The sequence below is a fragment of the Novosphingobium sp. B 225 genome, assembly GCF_002198665.1.
Taxonomy (GTDB): Bacteria; Pseudomonadota; Alphaproteobacteria; order Sphingomonadales; family Sphingomonadaceae; genus Novosphingobium.
In genome coordinates, this window is record NZ_MWLM01000023.1 from 1 (window position 1) to 16,966 (window position 16,966).

General features: G+C 64.4%; 18 protein-coding genes. 10 read left to right on the top strand and 8 right to left on the bottom strand.

Annotated elements, in window-relative coordinates:
* Positions 1 to 38: 38 nt before the first annotated feature.
* Complete coding sequence (locus MNBBLIKP_RS02555; RefSeq protein ID WP_088307147.1) at positions 39 to 689, bottom strand: hypothetical protein; 651 nt, start codon at positions 687 to 689, stop codon at positions 39 to 41.
* 72 nt (positions 690 to 761) lie between these two features.
* On the opposite strand from MNBBLIKP_RS02555, the gene ispH reads away from it, so the two are divergent.
* The 3 genes from ispH to rnhA are packed head-to-tail and all read left to right on the top strand — an operon-like array spanning position 762 to position 3,171.
* Complete coding sequence (gene ispH / locus MNBBLIKP_RS02560) at positions 762 to 1,727, top strand: 4-hydroxy-3-methylbut-2-enyl diphosphate reductase (RefSeq protein ID WP_088307149.1); 966 nt, start codon at positions 762 to 764, stop codon at positions 1,725 to 1,727.
* 2 nt (positions 1,728 to 1,729) lie between these two features.
* Positions 1,730 to 2,737 (top strand): homoserine kinase, encoded by a 1,008-nt coding sequence (gene thrB, locus MNBBLIKP_RS02565; RefSeq protein ID WP_088307151.1) that lies wholly within the window; start codon positions 1,730 to 1,732, stop codon positions 2,735 to 2,737.
* Positions 2,734 to 3,171, top strand: coding sequence for a ribonuclease HI (rnhA, locus tag MNBBLIKP_RS02570; RefSeq protein WP_088307153.1), 438 nt, complete (start codon positions 2,734 to 2,736; stop codon positions 3,169 to 3,171). The genes thrB and rnhA overlap by 4 nt, the downstream gene beginning before the upstream one ends.
* Positions 3,172 to 3,195: 24 nt before the next feature.
* Here rnhA and MNBBLIKP_RS02575 read toward each other — a convergent pair whose 3' ends face one another.
* Positions 3,196 to 4,290 (bottom strand): NAD(P)/FAD-dependent oxidoreductase, encoded by a 1,095-nt coding sequence (locus MNBBLIKP_RS02575; RefSeq protein WP_088307155.1) that lies wholly within the window; start codon positions 4,288 to 4,290, stop codon positions 3,196 to 3,198.
* 3 nt (positions 4,291 to 4,293) lie between these two features.
* Complete coding sequence (locus tag MNBBLIKP_RS02580; RefSeq protein ID WP_254912891.1) at positions 4,294 to 5,235, bottom strand: alpha/beta fold hydrolase; 942 nt, start codon at positions 5,233 to 5,235, stop codon at positions 4,294 to 4,296.
* 84 nt (positions 5,236 to 5,319) lie between these two features.
* Between MNBBLIKP_RS02580 and MNBBLIKP_RS02585 the strand changes: the two genes are divergently transcribed.
* The 7 genes from MNBBLIKP_RS02585 to MNBBLIKP_RS02615 all read left to right on the top strand — a co-directional run bounded on the left by MNBBLIKP_RS02585 (position 5,320) and on the right by MNBBLIKP_RS02615 (position 12,848).
* Positions 5,320 to 6,042, top strand: a complete 723-nt coding sequence (locus tag MNBBLIKP_RS02585; RefSeq protein WP_088307159.1) for an A24 family peptidase — start codon at positions 5,320 to 5,322, stop codon at positions 6,040 to 6,042.
* 72 nt (positions 6,043 to 6,114) lie between these two features.
* On the top strand, positions 6,115 to 7,167 hold the full coding sequence (gene cpaB / locus MNBBLIKP_RS02590) for a Flp pilus assembly protein CpaB (RefSeq protein ID WP_088307161.1): 1,053 nt from the start codon (positions 6,115 to 6,117) through the stop codon (positions 7,165 to 7,167).
* Between the two features lies 1 nt (position 7,168).
* A complete protein-coding gene (locus MNBBLIKP_RS02595) occupies positions 7,169 to 8,818 on the top strand; it encodes a type II and III secretion system protein family protein (protein ID WP_254912892.1) in 1,650 nt (549 codons plus the stop codon).
* 14 nt (positions 8,819 to 8,832) lie between these two features.
* Entirely contained in the window at positions 8,833 to 9,483 is a 651-nt protein-coding gene (locus MNBBLIKP_RS02600) for a CpaD family pilus assembly protein (RefSeq protein ID WP_088307163.1), read from the top strand.
* Positions 9,484 to 9,486: 3 nt separating this feature from the next.
* Positions 9,487 to 10,776 (top strand): pilus assembly protein CpaE, encoded by a 1,290-nt coding sequence (locus tag MNBBLIKP_RS02605; RefSeq protein ID WP_088307165.1) that lies wholly within the window; start codon positions 9,487 to 9,489, stop codon positions 10,774 to 10,776.
* A gap of 67 nt (positions 10,777 to 10,843) precedes the next feature.
* Entirely contained in the window at positions 10,844 to 11,815 is a 972-nt protein-coding gene (locus tag MNBBLIKP_RS02610; protein ID WP_088307167.1) for a type II secretion system F family protein, read from the top strand.
* Between the two features lie 22 nt (positions 11,816 to 11,837).
* Entirely contained in the window at positions 11,838 to 12,848 is a 1,011-nt protein-coding gene (locus tag MNBBLIKP_RS02615; protein WP_088307169.1) for a type II secretion system F family protein, read from the top strand.
* Between the two features lie 74 nt (positions 12,849 to 12,922).
* Here MNBBLIKP_RS02615 and MNBBLIKP_RS02620 read toward each other — a convergent pair whose 3' ends face one another.
* The 5 genes from MNBBLIKP_RS02620 to MNBBLIKP_RS02640 form a co-directional block, all read right to left on the bottom strand.
* Positions 12,923 to 13,930: a fumarylacetoacetate hydrolase family protein gene (locus MNBBLIKP_RS02620; protein ID WP_088307171.1), complete on the bottom strand. Its 1,008-nt coding sequence runs from the start codon at positions 13,928 to 13,930 to the stop codon at positions 12,923 to 12,925.
* Complete coding sequence (locus MNBBLIKP_RS02625) at positions 13,927 to 14,406, bottom strand: MarR family winged helix-turn-helix transcriptional regulator (RefSeq protein ID WP_088307173.1); 480 nt, start codon at positions 14,404 to 14,406, stop codon at positions 13,927 to 13,929. Before MNBBLIKP_RS02625 ends, MNBBLIKP_RS02620 begins: the two co-directional genes overlap by 4 nt.
* An 82-nt stretch (positions 14,407 to 14,488) precedes the next feature.
* On the bottom strand, positions 14,489 to 15,355 hold the full coding sequence (gene mtnP / locus MNBBLIKP_RS02630) for an S-methyl-5'-thioadenosine phosphorylase (protein WP_088307175.1): 867 nt from the start codon (positions 15,353 to 15,355) through the stop codon (positions 14,489 to 14,491).
* Entirely contained in the window at positions 15,352 to 15,990 is a 639-nt protein-coding gene (locus MNBBLIKP_RS02635) for a TetR family transcriptional regulator (protein WP_088307177.1), read from the bottom strand. The genes mtnP and MNBBLIKP_RS02635 overlap by 4 nt, the downstream gene beginning before the upstream one ends.
* Positions 15,987 to 16,856, bottom strand: coding sequence for a crotonase/enoyl-CoA hydratase family protein (locus MNBBLIKP_RS02640; RefSeq protein ID WP_088307179.1), 870 nt, complete (start codon positions 16,854 to 16,856; stop codon positions 15,987 to 15,989). The genes MNBBLIKP_RS02635 and MNBBLIKP_RS02640 overlap by 4 nt, the downstream gene beginning before the upstream one ends.
* Positions 16,857 to 16,966 lie beyond the last annotated feature (110 nt).

Here is a 16,966-nt window from a genome sequence, read left to right on the forward strand (position 1 = left end):
TGCCAATCCTCCCCCAAGGGGGGAGGATTGGCATAGGATCATCGTCCGGCGTTGAAGTTCAGCTGGTTCTGATCCAGCTGGAAGCCCACCAGCACTTCAAAGGTGGCGCGGGTCACCGCAGCCTTTACTTCGGGCTGCGACAGCGGATCGACCGCAGCATCGGCATCACCGGCCTTGCGCTTGCGGGTGATCCGTTCGCGAATGTCGGCCGGCAGGGTCGCTTCGGCCTTGTCGATATAGGCGCTGCCCTGCCCGCTGGCCTGAGCGCGTTCCTGACCATCGGCAAAGTTCAGCGTGACTTCTGCGATCCGTTTGGAAACCACCGCCGTGCCGCCGCGCAGCACCGTGACGAAATAGGGCACCGTAACCGTGCGCGCCCCGCGCGCATCGCTGCGGCGTGCCATCACATCAAAATTGGCGGTGGCATAAACCTTTTCACCCGAATCGTTGCAGGTGGTGCGCACATTGGTCATCGCCGCGACCACATCGATATTGTCAGCCGTGGTCGATCCCGGAGTGCGGAACAGGGTGACATCGCCGGTGTAATCGGGGATTCCCACCGCCGGACAGGCCCCGCGCACCGAGGTAATGCCGACGCCTTCATCGACAACGATATCGCCGCTGGAACGGCAACCGGCCAGCGCCGTGGCCAGCAACATGGCAGTGATCAGGCGGGTGCGAAGCTTCATCAATCGAGTCCTTGGCGCAAGTGCATGCGCCTGCCCTAGCGGCGCGCGCGGCAAAGCGCTAGGGGGGCGGGGATGAACGCCCGATTGCCAGACACCGAAAAGCCCTCGCTCCATCTGCTGCTGGCCGCCCCGCGCGGCTTTTGCGCCGGGGTGGACCGCGCCATTGAAATCGTCGAGCGCGCGCTCGAACGCTATGGCCAGCCGGTCTATGTCCGCCACGAAATCGTCCACAACCGCTATGTTGTCGATGGTCTGAAGGCCAAAGGCGCGGTGTTCGTGGACGAGCTGGACGAAGTGCCGGACGCGGCGCAAGTGGTGTTCAGCGCCCACGGCGTGCCCAAATCGGTGCCCGCAGCGGCCACCACGCGCGGGCTGGACTGGCTCGATGCCACCTGCCCGCTGGTCAGCAAGGTCCACCGTCAGGCCGAACGCCAGATCGAGGCCGGGCGGCACATCCTGTTCATCGGTCACAAGGGCCACCCCGAAGTGATCGGCACGCTGGGGCAGGTTCCGCCGGGTACAATCACGCTGGTCGACAAGCTGGAAGATGTCGCCACGCTGGATTTCGCGCCCGATGCCCCGCTCGCTTTCCTGACCCAGACCACGCTGTCGGTGGACGATACGGCGGAAATCGTCGCCGCGTTACGCGCCCGGTTCCCGGCAATCGTCGGGCCCAAGGCAGAGGATATCTGCTATGCCACCAGCAACCGGCAGGCGTCGGTCAAAGCGATCGCGCCGCGTTGCCAGCTGGTGCTGGTGATCGGCGCGCCGAACAGTTCAAACTCGCTGCGGCTGGTCGAAGTGGCGCAGCGCTGCGGCGCGCGGGCCGAACTGGTCCAGCGCGGCAGCGATGTCGATCCGGCGTGGTTTGTTGGCGTCGAAACCATGGGCCTCACCGCGGGTGCCTCTGCCCCTGAAACGCTGGTGACCGAAGTGATCGACGCGGTGCGCGCGTTCCGCACGGTGGAGGTGGAGCAGGTCCGCACCACCGAAGAAAAGATGGTGTTCAAACTGCCGCGCCAACTGACGGACGACTGACCATGGCGGTCTATACCCACCTTGGCGCAGAACAGCTCGCCAAACTGATCGCTGAATTCGATGTTGGCCAGCTCGTCTCCGCGAAAGGGATTGCCGAGGGGGTATCCAACAGCAACTGGCTGATCGACACCACTGGCCCGGATGGCGCGGGCGCGCGCTATATCCTGACAATGTACGAATTCCGGATCGAGATCGAGGATCTGCCGTTCTTCCTCTCGCTGCTCGATTACCTCGCCGCGCAAGGTTGCCCGGTGCCGCGCACGATCCATGACCGGCAGGGCCAGCTCTATCGCCTGGTGGATGACCCCGGATCGCCGTCCGGGGCAAGCAAGGCGCTGGCGCTGATCGAATTCCTGCCCGGCGTTTCGGTGAGCGAGCCGACCCCCGGTCAGGCCCGCGCCGTGGGCCGGGCGCTGGCGCAATTGCACCTGACGTCCGCCGGATTCACCCAGTCCCGCGCCAACGGCATGGGCACGGCGGAATGGCAGCGGCTAGCGCAGGAATGCACGCCCGAAGGGCTCGCTTCGATCGACCCCGCCTTCGCCGAACAGGTCGCCCGCGAATTGCCGCAGCTGATCGCACAGTGGCCCGAACATTTGCCGCATTCGGTGATCCACGCCGATCTGTTCCCGGACAACGTGCTGATGCTGGGCGAGACGGTGACCGGCCTGATCGACTTCTACTTCGCCTGCACCGACATCACTGCTTATGATGTGGCGGTGACCCACGCAGCCTGGTGTTTTGACAGCAGCGGCAGGCGCTTTGATCCCGCTGTTTCCGCCGCATTGCTGGCGGGGTATGAGGAACTGCGCCCGCTGTCTGATGCCGAACGCGCCGCCCTGCCCATGCTGGCACGCGGGGCAGCGATGCGGTTTGCGCTGAGCCGCGCCTATGACTGGATGAACACCCCGGCCGACGCGCTGGTGATGCGCAAGGATCCGCTGGCCTTTGCCCGGCGGCTGACCTTCTATGCCGATCCCGCCAATGCCGCACTGTTCGACCGCGCATGAAGAAGGTCGAGATTTTCACGGATGGCGCCTGCAAGGGTAACCCCGGCCCCGGCGGCTGGGGCGCGGTACTGCGTTCCGGCGCGCACGAAAAGGAAATGAGCGGGCGCGAGGCAGCCACCACCAACAACCGGATGGAAATGACCGCGGTGATCGAAGGGCTAAACGCGCTCAAGGCCCCCAGCGATGTCCAGCTCTATACCGACAGCCGCTATGTGATCGACGGGATCACCAAATGGATCTTCGGCTGGCAAAAGAACGGCTGGATCAATTCACAGAAAAAGCCGGTGTTGAACGCCGACCTGTGGCAGGCGCTGCTGGAAGCCAAGCGCCGCCATAAGATTACGTGGCATTGGGTCAAAGGCCACGATGGCCACCCCGAAAACGAACGCGCCGACAAGCTGGCCAGCGATGCGGCGCTGGGGGTTACGGTTTAGCTCCACTTCAGAGGGGGGCCAGACTTAGCCTGTCCGCCGAAACCGTGCCGGATCATAGGGCTGAGGCGCCACCGCACCGGCCGCTTGCCCCAGCAGCAGCCGCAGTGCCATGTCGGCCGCGGCAGGCGCGGTCTGGATGCCGAAGCCGCCCTGCCCCGCCGCCCAGAAGAACCCCGCCTGCAACGGATCAAAGCCATAGACCGGCAGCCGATCGGGCGCGAAACTGCGCAGGCCCGCCCATTTGTGCTCCACCGCCACGATCCGCCAATCAACCACCGCTTCGAACCGGTCGATCGCCAGGGCCACGTCCAGCTCTTCGGGCGCGGCATCGCAGGGCGGGGTGGGGGTTTCATCGTGCGGGCTGAGCCACAGCTTGCCCGCCTCGGGCTTGAAATAGAAGCTGCCGTCGATCCCCAGGGTCAGCGGCAAATCCTCTGGCGGGGGCGCTGACAGGCGCAGCTGGGCGACGGTGCGGCGATAGGGCTGGACGCCGATCGGCGGCAATCCCGCCAGCTGCGCCACGCTGTCAGCCCAGGCCCCGGCGGCATTGACCAGCACCGCCGCGCGCAAGGTCTGCCCGTCTGCCAGCTGCAAGCTCCAGCTGCCGTCATGCCGCTGCGCCCCGGTCAGCCCGGCGCGGCAGCGCAGTTCCACCCCGCCGCGCCGTGCCTCACCCAGCCAGTGCTGGTGCAGTGCGGCAACGTCGATATCGCAGCAATCCGGCTCAAACGCCCCTGCGACCCATTCCGCCCGCAGCCCCGGCAACCGCCGTTCGAGTGCCTTGCGGTCCTGCGGTTCGACCCGCACCCCCAGCGCCGTATATTCGGCAATGAACGCATCCAACGCGCCCAGTTCATGCGCGCGGGCCATGGTCAGCGCGCCGCGCCGGGTCAGCAAGCCGTGCTGTTCCAGAAACGGCCCGGAATGGATCGTCAGCGGCACCACCCCCGGCCCGCCATAGCTTTCGGTCCAGAACGCAGCAGAGCGCCCGGTGGAATGATAGCCGGGCCGGTCCTCGGCCTCCAGCAGCACTACCCGCCCGTGCGGCGCGAGCCCGGCAGCGAGCGATGCGCCCGCGATTCCGGCCCCGACCACCGCGAAATCGTAAACGCCCGGCACGTGTTACCCCGCGATCCGCGCCAGGAAAGTATCGCCCGCCGCGAGCGCGGCATCGCGCACCACATCGGCCTCCCTCAGGATCTCGTGGTGCGAGGCTTTGCCATAGCTGATCCGTTCGACATCGGGCAGGTACCGCGCCGCACGCTCAATCGCGCCATATCCGACCAGCTTGTCATTGTCGGTCGCCAGGATCAGCACCGGCTGGGTGACCCGCGCCAACATGTCGGGCCGCGCCAGCAGCCGCATCGAGGCATAGGCGCGTTCGACCCAGCCCCAACTGCCCGGCCCCATCACCAGTTCAGGGCGGTGATCGCGCCACCACAGTTCATCGGCATAGCGATCAGGATCGTGAGTCAGCAAGTCGGCGCGGCCATCGGGGACCTGGCCCGGGGCCTCGCTCCACTTCCAGGCCGGACGGCGCGGATCGCCCAGCGCCTTTACCAGCCGCGCCGCCGCATGCATCACCGGGACCGGCAGCAAGCTGGCGACAAAGCCCAGCATCGGCGCGCTGAGCAGCAAGCCTTGCGGATCAACCACGCCTTCGGCAGCGGCGCGCAGCACCAGATGCCCGCCCATCGAATGCCCGGCCAGCACATGCGGCCCCGGCGTTTGCGCTTTCCACGCAGACCAGAGCCCGGCAAGATCGGCCACCCAGGTTGCGAAATCATCGATATGCCCGGTTACCGCATCCTGACCGAGCCGCCCGGACCCGGCCTGCCCGCGCCAATCCGCCGCAGTTACCTGCCAGCCCTGACCGGCCCAGTGATCCAGCGTTTCAAGGTACTTTTCGTAAAAGTCCCCCCGCCCCGGCAGGAACAGGATCGATCCTTTCGTCGCAGCGGGCGCAGGCCAGTCAATCCGGCGGATCGGATGGCCATCGGCGGCGGTCCAGCGGCTTTCAACGGCCCCTGCGGGGATGGCGCGGCGATCGAACGGGATGGTCACTTGGCTAATTCCGCCCCTTTGGGGTTGGTTACTTTTTGGTAAGCCCTGCCCTGTAGACCCGCTTACCGAACCAGGGGGCGGACAATGCCGGACGTCGATTTTCGTTACCTATTGCTGGGCGCGTTGGCAATCGCGCTGGTCTATGCCTGCTTCACCGACATCCGCAGCCGCCTGATCGAAAACTGGCTGACCGCCGGCATCGCCCTGGCCGCGCCGCTGTACTGGCTGGCAAGCGGGATGGCGGTTTATCCCGATATGGCCTGGCAGCTTGGCATGGGCGCGGTAACTTTTGGCCTGCTGGCCTTGGTATTTTTCCTGGGCTGGATCGGCGGAGGCGACGTAAAATTGCTGGCCGCGCTGGCACTGTGGTTTTCTCCGACACATTTTTTCCAGCTGGTATTCATGGCTTCGGTCGTCGGCGGTCTGATGACCACGATGGGCAGCCTGTTCAACCTGGCCCCGGTGGCAGGACGGACCGGCGGGCGCGTGATGGTCTATGCCAGCTCAGCCGTTTCGGTAACGGTCATGCTCTATGTCGGCTGGGTGCTGAACGGCGGAAAGCCGGTCAATCTGGCGCATTTCACCAACAAACTGCTGCCGACCGGACTGAGCAGCGCCGGGCTGCTGATCGTGCTGGCGCTGATCATGGGGTTCATCTCGGTCGGCTCGCTCGTCACCGCGCGGCACCAACGGGAAAAGCTGCGGATCCCCTATGGGGTCGCGATTTCGGCAGGCGGGATCTGGGCGATCGTCGTCCACCTCTTGCCACTGCTGCACCACACGAATTCGGCCGGATCACTCGGGTGAACCGGATTTTAACCAGTTTGCCCGAAAGAGGACGGAACCACTTCGGGATTTTTCTAGGGGGCTTACTCAGCCATGGATAAGAAGAAGCTGATGCTGCTGCTTGGCGCACTGGTCGTTGCGATCGGTACGGCCATGGCCGCGAAGAGCATGTTGTCGGGGGCGAGCGCGCCCCAGGCGGAGGCCGCACAGCAGGTCCCCACCGGACCCAAGGTACTGGTGGCGCAACGCGCGCTGCCGGTTGGCACGATCATCACGGCGGATTCGATTTCGTTCCAGCTGTGGCCCAAGGAAATGGTCCAGGACGCCTATTTCATCGACGGCGAAGCCGACATGAACAAGCTGCTGGGCACCGTGGTGCGCTATCCGGTGACTGCCGGGCAGCCCGTTACCCAGGGCGCACTGGTTGCGCCGGGCGATCGCGGCTTCCTCGCTGCGGCGCTGGGGCCGGGCATGCGGGCCATCACCATTTCGGCTTCGCAGAAGACCGGCGTGGCCGGGTTCATCTTCCCGGGTGACCATGTTGACCTGATGCTGACCCAGACGGTCAAGGCCACCGACGGCGGCGAATCGATGAAGACCGCCGAAACGATCCTGCGCAACCTGCGCATCCTGGCGACCGACCAGTCGACCGAAAGCGAAACCAGCGAAGGCAAGACCGTGGTCCGCGCCTTCCGCACGGTGACGCTGGAAGTGACCCCCAAGATTGCCGAAAAGATCGCCGTCGCCCAGACCCTCGGCACGCTCAGCCTCGCGCTGCGCTCGATCGCCGACAACCAGGCCGAACTCGACCAGGCGATTGCCAGCGGAGCGATCAAGGTTCCGGCCGGTGCTACGAAGGAACAGGAAGACAAGCTGCTGAGCCAGGCGATCAACCGCCCGATCGAAAGCGGCACCACTTTTGCCACCGGCGGTGACGTCTCGCGCTTCCAGCGCAAGTCGATGCCGAGCCAGCAGAGCGCGGCCAACCAGGTGGTGAAAAGCGTGACCAACGCGATCGCCAGCTTCGCTGGTGCCGCAGGCGGAACGCCCGGTGCCAGCATGCCGCGCCCTGCTGCCCCTGTCGGTCCGGTGGTCCGTGTGACCCGCGGCAAGAGCACGACTGAAGAACCGGTGGGGAACCGCTGAGATGATTACGAACCCTTACCTGACCGCATCCAGCGGCCTGTCGAAAGGCAACCCGATGAAGCGCCTTGCCACCTCTCTCCTGACTGCCGCGTGCCTGGCAGCACCGCTTGCGCTGCTGGCGCCAGCGGGCCTGCAGGCCCAGTCGGTCAGCCGTCCGGCCAATGACATCAACCTGTCGATCGGACGCGGCCAGCTGATCACGGTTGCCGGCAGCATGACCGATGTATTCGTTGCCAACGAACAGATCGCCGACGTCCAGGTCAAATCGCAGCGCCAGCTGTATGTCTTTGGCAAGGCCGGCGGGGAAACCACGGTCTATGCCAGCAACGCGGCGGGCGACATCATCTGGTCTTCCAATGTCCGGGTGGGTTCGAACATCGAAAGCGTCGATCAGATGCTGCACATGGCGATGCCCGATGCCAAAGTCGCGGTTTCGACCATGGGCACCGGCACCTACCTGCTGACCGGCACTGTCGGCGCGCCGGAAGACGCAGCCGAAGCACAGCGGCTGGTTTCAGCCTATGTCGGCAAGGACGCCAATGTCATTTCGCGCCTGAAGATGGCAACGCCGCTGCAGGTCAACCTGCAGGTGCGCTTTGCCGAAGTCAGCCGCACCCTGGTCAAGACGCTGGGCACCAACCTGACCACGATCGATGGAACCGGCGGGTTCAAGTTCGGTCTGGCCCAGGGCCGGGCGATCGGCGGAACGGTCAACACCAACCCGCTGCTGCCCTTTGGTGTCGGCAACGCGCCTTCGGGTTATGTGATCGATCCGATTTCGGGCAAGGTCGCGCTGACCCCGGGCACGTCGGTCGGGGCGCTCAACGCATCCAACACGCTGGCCGGGATGGGCCGTTTGTTCGGGATGAACATCCTGGGCGCGCTGGACGCGGCTGAAACCGCGGGTCTGGTGACCACGCTGGCCCAGCCCAACCTGACCGCGCTTTCGGGTGAAACGGCAGACTTCCTGGCGGGCGGTGAATATCCGATCCCGATCAGCCAGGGTCTGGGCACGACCAGCATCGAATACAAGCGGTTCGGTGTCAGCCTGTCCTATACCCCCACGGTGCTGGCCAATGGCCGCATTTCGATCCGGGTCCGCCCCGAAGTGTCGGAACTGTCGAGCCAGGGTTCGATCACCCTCAACGGTTTCGAAGTGCCCGCACTGACCGTGCGCCGCACCGAAACGACCATCGAGCTGGGTTCGGGCCAAAGCTTCATGATCGCCGGGCTGATGAGCAACAGTGCCCAGAACACCGTGCAGAAGCTGCCCGGTGCGGGGGATGTGCCGATCCTGGGTTCGCTGTTCCGTTCGACCAGCTTCAAGCGCGGCGAGACCGAACTGGTGATCGTGGTGACCCCCTATCTGGTCAACCCGGTTGATGCCAACGACATCAAGCTGCCGACCGATGGCTTCCAGAACCCGAACGATTTCGAACGGGTGCTGGGCAACATGAATGTCGGCAGAAATTCGGGCGGCGACCGCCCCAAGCCTTCGGCTTCGCCCAAGGCAGTGGAAGGACCCAAGGTCGGTGACCTTGATGTTCCCGCGCTGCCCGCCGCGCCCGAGCCTGACAAGAAGGCCAAGCGCAAGAAGACCCGCACCGCCGCCGCATCGCAGGATGTCGGCCCCGGCTTCAGCCTGAATTGAGAGAGGTGAACCCAATGCGTAACTTCACAAACCGCAAGGCGCTGGCCTCGGCCCTCACCCTCTCGCTCGCGCTGGCCCTGGGCGGCTGCATGGGCGGCGTTGCTTCCAACCCGTCGCTGGAAAGCGTCCACCAGCCGGTGGTGCAGCGCACCAATTTCACGCTGGACCTGACCACCGGTCCGGGCGGGCTTTCGCTGCCCGAACAGCGCCGCCTGTCGGGCTGGTTCGAAGCGATGGACCTGCGTTATGGTGATCGGATCGCGATTGACGATCCGCTGAACAGCGGCGCGACCCGCAGCGCGGTGGAAGCCGTGGCTGGCCGTTACAGCCTGCTGGTTGGCGATGAAGCGCCGGTCACTCCGGGCTTTGTCAATGCCGGCACTGCGCGGGTGATCATCACCCGGTCGAGCGCCACCGTGCCGGGTTGCCCGGACTGGGGCGGCAAATCGGTGACCAACCTCACCAGCTCGACCAGCAAGAATTACGGCTGCGCCACCAATGGCAACATCGCCGCGATGATCGCCGATCCGGAACATCTGATCCACGGTGCAACCGGCAAGGGCCAGACGGTTACGATGAGCTCGACCAAGGCCATCGAAACCTACCGCGATGCCAAGCCTACCGGCAGCAACGGTCTGAAGGCCGAATCGAGCAAGGGTAACTAAGCCATGAACGCTCCCTGGAAACCCGGTACGCCCGGAAATCGCGACGCCTTTGCCGCCTATATCTGCGACGACGCCGCACTGGATGTGCTGCGCCCGGTCGTGATCGAGCTCGGCTGGCAGCCTGAAAAGTGCCACAAGGGCGGTCTGCGCAACGCTGTGCAATCGCTGTCGATCACCGCCAGCCCGACCATCCTGATGGTTGACCTGTCGGAAAGCGGTGACCCGCTGAGCGACATCAACGCCCTGGCCGAGGTTTGCGAACCCGGCACGGTGGTGATCGCGGTCGGTCAGGTCAACGACGTCCGGCTGTACCGCGACCTGCTGGCCAGCGGCATCCAGGATTACCTGCTCAAGCCGCTTTCGCCGGGCCAGGTCCGCGATGCGCTGGTCAATGCGCAGGCGACCTATGCCTCACCCAAGAGCCACGATCCCTCGGTTGCCAAGAAGCACGTTTCGACGGCAGTCATCGGGACCCGCGGCGGGGTTGGCGCATCGACTCTGGCCACTTCGCTGGCCTGGCTGTTCAGCGCTGATGAAAAGCTGCCGACCGCGCTGCTGGATCTTGATGTCCACTTCGGGACCGGCGCACTGGCGCTCGACCTTGAGCCGGGCCGCGGCCTGACCGACGCGATCGACAATCCGGGCCGCATCGACGGGCTGTTCATCGAACGCGCGATGATCCGCGCCAACGATCACCTGGCAATCCTTTCGGCCGAAGCGCCGATGAATTCGCCGCTGATGACCGATGGTGCCGCTTTCGTGCAGCTGGAGGAAGAATTCCGCCAGGCGTTCGAAATGACCGTGATCGATCTGCCGCGCAACATGCTGATCAATTTCCCGCACCTGCTGGCCGATGTGAATGTCGTCCTGCTGGTCACGGAAATGACTCTGGCCGGTGCACGCGATGCGATCCGCATCCTGTCGTGGCTGAAAAGCAACGCCAGCCATGTCCAGCCGATCGTCGTCGCCAACAAGGTTCAGGCCGGGGTGGGCGAAATCAGCAAGGCGGATTTCGAAGCATCGATCGAACGCAAGATCGGGTTCTTCGTGCCTTATGACATCAAGGCCGCCAGCAATGCGGCCAAGCTGGGCCAGACCTTTGCCGACGCCAACCGGTCAAGCAAGGCCGGGTCGGTGATCCGCGATGTCAGCCGCGCCGTGATGGGTGTGGGTGATGGCGAGACTGTCGAAGTCGCGGCGAAAGCCAAGGGTTCGTTGCTCGGCAAGCTCGATCTCAAGTCGCTGATGCCCAAGAAGTCGAAAGACAAGGCACCGGTTCCGGCCAAGGCCTGATCCGGCAACAACCCGGCGCGGTGCCTGAACCGGCACCGCGGCCGAAAATGGAAGGCGTGTTGCGCAGATGAGCATGATACAGCTCCTGCTGTTCGCTGTGGGTCTGATGGCGTTTATGACGCTGGCCTATATGGCGTTCTCGGGCCCTTCGGCGGCCAAGGAAGGCGCGCGCCGGCTTGAAGCGGTCCGCTATCGCCATTCCGACAGCACAACCGACAAGGTTGAAGCCCAGCTGAAAAAGGCGGTCGCGGCGCGCAAGCCCAAGATGCACCAGATCGCCGGATCGGAATCGCGTGTCGCCGCCCTGGAATTGCGCCTGCACCGGACCGGCAAACCCTGGACCCTGGCACAATATGTCTATGCCTCAGGCGGTCTGGCCTTGGCGATTGCCGTGCTGGTTTTCCTGAAAAGCGGTGCTGCACTGCTGGCCATGGGGATTGGCGCATTGGTGGGCGCAGGGTTGCCGCACATGGTGGTGGGCTTTTTCATCAACCGGCGTTCGGCGCAGTTCACGGCAAAGTTCCCCGACGCAATCGAACTGCTGGTGCGCGGCCTGCGGTCCGGTCTGCCGGTGACCGAAACGCTGGGCGTGGTTTCAACCGAAGTTCCCGGCCCGGTGGGCGAGGAATTCAAGCTGGTGACCGAACGCATCAAGATCGGCAAGTCGATGGAAGATGCGTTGCAGGACACGGCTGACCGGCTCAACACGCCCGAATTCAGCTTTTTCTGCATCACTCTGGCGATCCAGCGCGAAACCGGCGGCAACCTGGCCGAAACGCTTTCAAACCTGGCCGACGTGCTGCGCAAGCGCGCGCAGATGAAGCTCAAGATCAAGGCGATGAGCTCGGAATCCAAGGCTTCGGCCTATATCATCGGCGCCCTGCCCTTCACCGTGTTCGGCATGGTGTACTGGGTGAACCCGCAATACCTGGGCGGCTTCTTCACCGATGATCGCCTGATCGCAACCGGTCTTGGCGGCATGGTGTGGATGGGCATCGGCGCCTTCATCATGGCCCAGATGATCAATTTCGAAATCTGAGCGAGGGACTGGAACAACTGTCATGAACAACCCGCCCGGACCTACGCTCCTCGGTATCGACGTCATCTATGTTGGCTCCATGCTGGCAGGACTTGCCGCACTTGCCGTGATGTTCGCGATCTATACCGCAATCACGATCCGCGATCCCATGGCCAAGCGCGTCAAGGCGTTGAACGAGCGGCGCGAGCAGCTCAAGGCCGGGATCGTGACCCAGACGGCCAAGAAGCGCGCCTCGCTGGTGCGCAAGACCGAAACCACCGACAAGATGCGCGACACGCTGTCGTCCTTGAAGGTGCTGCAGCAGAGCCAGCTGGAAATGATCCAGCAAAAGCTGGCCCAGGCGGGGATCCGCCGCAAGGAACTGGCCGTGGCCGTGATCTTTGCGCGCATGATCCTGCCGATCGTGCTGGGCGCGATTGCCGGTTTCATGATTTATGGGCTCAACTACTTCCCCACCTGGGGCGGGATGAAAAAGCTGATGGCCTTCGCCACGGCAGTGGGCCTGGGTTACAAGGGCCCGGAAATCTATCTGTCCAACCTGATCTCCAAGCGCACCGACGCGGTCCGCAAGGGTCTGCCCGACGCGCTCGACCTGCTGGTGATCTGCGCCGAAGCTGGTCTGACCGTGGACGCCGCGTTCAACCGCGTCGCCAAGGAACTGGGCCGCGCCTATCCCGAACTGGGCGACGAATTCGCGCTGACCGCGATCGAACTGTCGTTCCTGTCCGAACGGCGGCAGGCGTTTGAAAACCTGGCCTGGCGCGTCAACCTGGAAGCGGTCAAGGGCGTGACCACCACCATGGTCCAGACCGAACGCTATGGTACGCCGCTCGCCTCGGCACTGCGCGTGCTATCGGCCGAATTCCGTAACGAACGCATGATGCGCGCCGAAGAAAAAGCCGCGCGTCTGCCCGCGATCATGACCGTGCCGCTGATCCTGTTCATTCTGCCGGTGCTGTTCATCGTGATCCTTGGCCCGGCGGCCTGCTCGATCGCCGACGCTTTCTCCAGCAAGCCCGGGTCGCAGCACTAAGCCGCGCTGACAGGGACAAACGAAAGGCCCCGGAGCACTGCTCCGGGGCCTCTCTTGTTTACGCTGGTCTCGGCTCAGGCCGGGACAACTTCACCCTCGATCGCGCCGAAGATCGAATGGCCCTTGGTATCGCGCATGTCGATCCGCACCACGTCGCCATGGCGCAGGAACGGGGTTGCCGCCTCGCCGCTGGCAATGGTTTCAACCATGCGCTGTTCGGCAATGCACGAATAGCCACGCCCGCCCGCGCTGCACGGGCGGCCCGGCGAACCATCGGGATCGCGGTTGGACACGGTGCCCGAACCCACGATCGAACCCGCGCCAAGCGAGCGCGTTTTGGCGAGATGCGCAATCAGGGTGCCGAAATCGAACGTGCACTCTTCCCCCGCCTCGGCCCGGCCGAACGGCTGGCCGTTGAGATCGACGCTGAGTACGTGGCTGAGCCGACCGCCCTGCCAGTCATCGCCCAGTTCGTCTGGCGTGACGAACACCGGCGAGAAATGGGTGGCGGGCTTGGACTGGACGAAGCCAAACCCCTTGGCCAGTTCACCGGGGATCAGGTTGCGCAAGGATACGTCGTTGACCAGCCCGACCAGCCGCACGTGGTCCAGCGCCGCCTGCGCCGAAACGCCCTGCGGGACATCGCCGGTGACCACACAGATTTCCGCTTCCAAGTCGCAGCCCCAGGCCTCGTCCGCCAGCGTGATCGGCGCGCGCGCGCCGCGCAGGTCATCGCTGCCGCCCTGATACATCAGCGGATCGTGCCAGAAACTGTCCGGCAACTCGGCCCCGCGCGCCTTGCGCACCAGTTCGACGTGGTTGACATAGGCCGAACCATCGACCCACTGATAGGCCCGCGGCAGGGGCGCCATGGCGGCGCGTTCATGAAACCGTTCGCGCGGGATCGCGCCGTGTTCCAGCTCGGTCGCCAAGGCGCGTAGGGCGGGTTCGTGGCGATCCCAGTCATCGAGCGCGGCCTGCAAGGTCGGCACCAGATGGCCCGCCTCTGCGTACCAGGCAAGATCACTGGAAACGACCACCAGCCGCCCGTCGCGGCCTCCGGAAAGCGAGGCAAGTTTCATGATTTCTGGTCCGTGTCTGCGGCCTGCAGGCTTTCCAGCTTGCACACCTGTTCATTGATCCGGGCGAGCATCGCCTTGAAGTCCTTGCGTTCTTGCACGGACAGCACGGCGAAGAGGCGCTTTTCGATGCCGAGCGCCAACGGCATGATTTCTTCGTGTACAGCGCGCCCGGCGGGGGTCAGCTCAAGGTGGTGCGAACGCCCATCGCTGGCATTGGGGCTGCGCTGAATCAGGCAGCGTTCTTCCAGCACCTTACAGGCGCGGTTGACCGCAACCTTGTCCATCCGCGTTGCGCCGACCAGTTGCCGCTGGGTCTGCGGCCCGGCATCGCCCAGCACCGCCATGACCCGCCATTCGGGGATCTTCAGACCAAACCGTGCCTGATACTGCGCTGCAACCATATCACTGACCGCATTGGTCGATACGCTCATCAGATAGGGCAGAAAATCGGTCAGGCGGGACTTGGCTGCTGGCATGCGAAGTGGTTCCGGTTGCAACCAAATCGCTAGGGCGGATTGCCGCGCGGTGCAAGCGGTTACACAGCCCGCCGCGCGCCCTTCATCCCAACACCCGCCCCGCCACAGCCAGCAACCGCGCAGCCAGCGCCGGATCGCGCGCATCAGCAGCCGTCATCACCGCATGGTCAAGCGCGCGGTCGATCGGGCTGGGTGGGCGCGACTTCGGCAAGGCCGCGGCAAAGCGCCGCACCACCCGGTGCGCCAGCGCGACATTGCGGTGCATCACATCAAGGATCGCGGCCACATCAGCCTCGTCACCCTCGCGCCAGCTGTCATAATCGGTGACCATGCCAAGCAGGGCATAGGGCAGTTCAGCTTCGCGCGCGAGGCGGGCTTCGGGCATCGCGGTCATCCCGATCACCTGCCCGCCCCAGCCCCGGTACATCCGGCTTTCGGCGCGGGTGGAGAACTGCGGCCCTTCGATCGCCACATAGGTTCCGCCGCGATGCGCCACTGCGTCCTCCCCCTCGGCGGCATCGGCCAGCGCGGCGGCCAGGCGCGGGCAAACCGGATCGGCCAGACTGACATGGGCGACCAGACCGGGACCGAAAAAGCTGTTCTCCCGCCCCATGGTCCGGTCAATGAACTGATCGACCGCCACGAAGTGGCCGGGCTGCATCGTTTCATCGAGCGAGCCGACGGCAGACAGCGCGATCACATCGGTCACCCGGCAGCGTTTCAGCACGTCAATATTGGCGCGGTAATTGATCGCGCCGGGCGGGATGTGATGCCCTGCCCCGTGGCGCGGCAGAAAGGTAAGGCGTACGCCGCCCAGCCGCCCGGTAGTCACCACGGCAGAGGGTTCGCCAAACGGGCTGGAAACCGCGATGTCCTGGGCGTCGTCCAGCCCGATCCCGGCCGCAAGACCCGAACCGCCGATCACGCCGATGTGCCAATGTTCGCTCATTTGTGAGCGAGGATACCCGCCATGATGAAGTCAATGCAATGGGCGCGATAGGCATCGCGCAACTCTTCGGTAAGGGTATCGGTATCGAAGCAGTGCTTCAGCACCAGCCGGGCGGAAAAGAACCGGTCAGCCGCGCCCGTGGCCGAGAAATAGAACAGCTGCGGATCGATCTTGCGGAACACGCCCTGCTTGACCCCGTCCTTGATCAGCTTGTCATAGGCGCGGTGCAGCGGCAGCAAGTAGGTATCGGCAATCCGCTTGGATTCCGCCTCGTCACTTTCGCGCACCAGCCGCATCAGCAAGCGGTTGAGGTAGGGGGTGTTGTAATAGCAATCGACCATCGCCCCGATGTGCCGCCGCAGCCGGGCTTCGGGATCCATGTCCTTGGCCATCAGGGCATCGACCGAATGGACGATCCCGATCATGTCGCGATCAAGCAGCGCCTTCATCAGGCCCGCCTTGTTGCCGAAATAGTATTTCACCAAGGCTGAATTGAGCCCTGAACGCAGCGACAGTTCGGACAGCGAAATATCGACGATATCGCCTTCGCGCATGATATCCGACGCGGTCTGCAACAGCAGTTCGCGTGCGCCCGCTGGCGCTTCGGTTTCAGTTTGAGGCGCGACCTCGCTCATTCGTAGCCCGGTTCCTCCCACCACGGATAAAAGTCGGGCATATCGGCAGAAACCTTGCCGGGGAAGGCGGGCGGGCGCTTCTCGAGGAAGCTTTGCACACCTTCCTTCGCATCGACGCCTTTGGACAGGCGGTAGATCGCGCGGCTATCAACCTTGTGCGCCGCCATCGGGTGATCGCCGCTGGGCACGCGCCACAGCATCGCGCGGGTCATCGATACTGAAACGGCCGAAGTGTTGTCGGCGATTTCACGCGCCAGCCCGCGCGCCGCATCAATCAATTCGCCTTGCGGATGAACCGACCGGACCAGGCCGCCACGCAAGGCTTCCTGCGCGTCAAAGATCCGCCCGGTCATGCACCATTCCATCGCCTGCGAAACGCCGACCAGACGCGGCAGGAACCAGCTGGAGCACGCCTCTGGCACGATCCCGCGCCGGGCGAAGACGAAGCCATAGCGGGCGTTGTCGCTGGCCAGACGGATGTCCATCGGCAGCTGCATGGTCACGCCCACGCCCACGGCCACGCCGTTGCAGGCAGAGATCAGCGGCTTCTTCGAATTGAACAGCCGCAGCGTGGTCAGCCCGCCGCCATCGCGCACGCGCGGATCGGACAGGCTTTCTACCGCTTCGCCGCTGGCAAACACCGCGCGGCCATCTTCGGGCGTCAGGTCAGCCCCGGCGCAGAACGCGCGCTCGCCCGAACCGGTAAAGATCACTGCCCGCACCGCGTCATCGGCGTCGGTCCGATCCATCGCATCGATGATTTCGTTCATCATCGTGCCGGTGAAGGCATTGAGCTTTTCCGGCCGGTTCAGCGTCAGCGTGGCGATGCCTTCGCTGATGTGCAGGTCGATCTGTGAATAGCCCATTGCCTTCTCCTGTATTCATCATTCGAAAGTTTGTGCCGGATTCCGGCTCAGGGTGGAGCGAGAACGGTGGCTTTCGAGAACCGGCGCGCAGCGACCATTTGGGTCGTGAG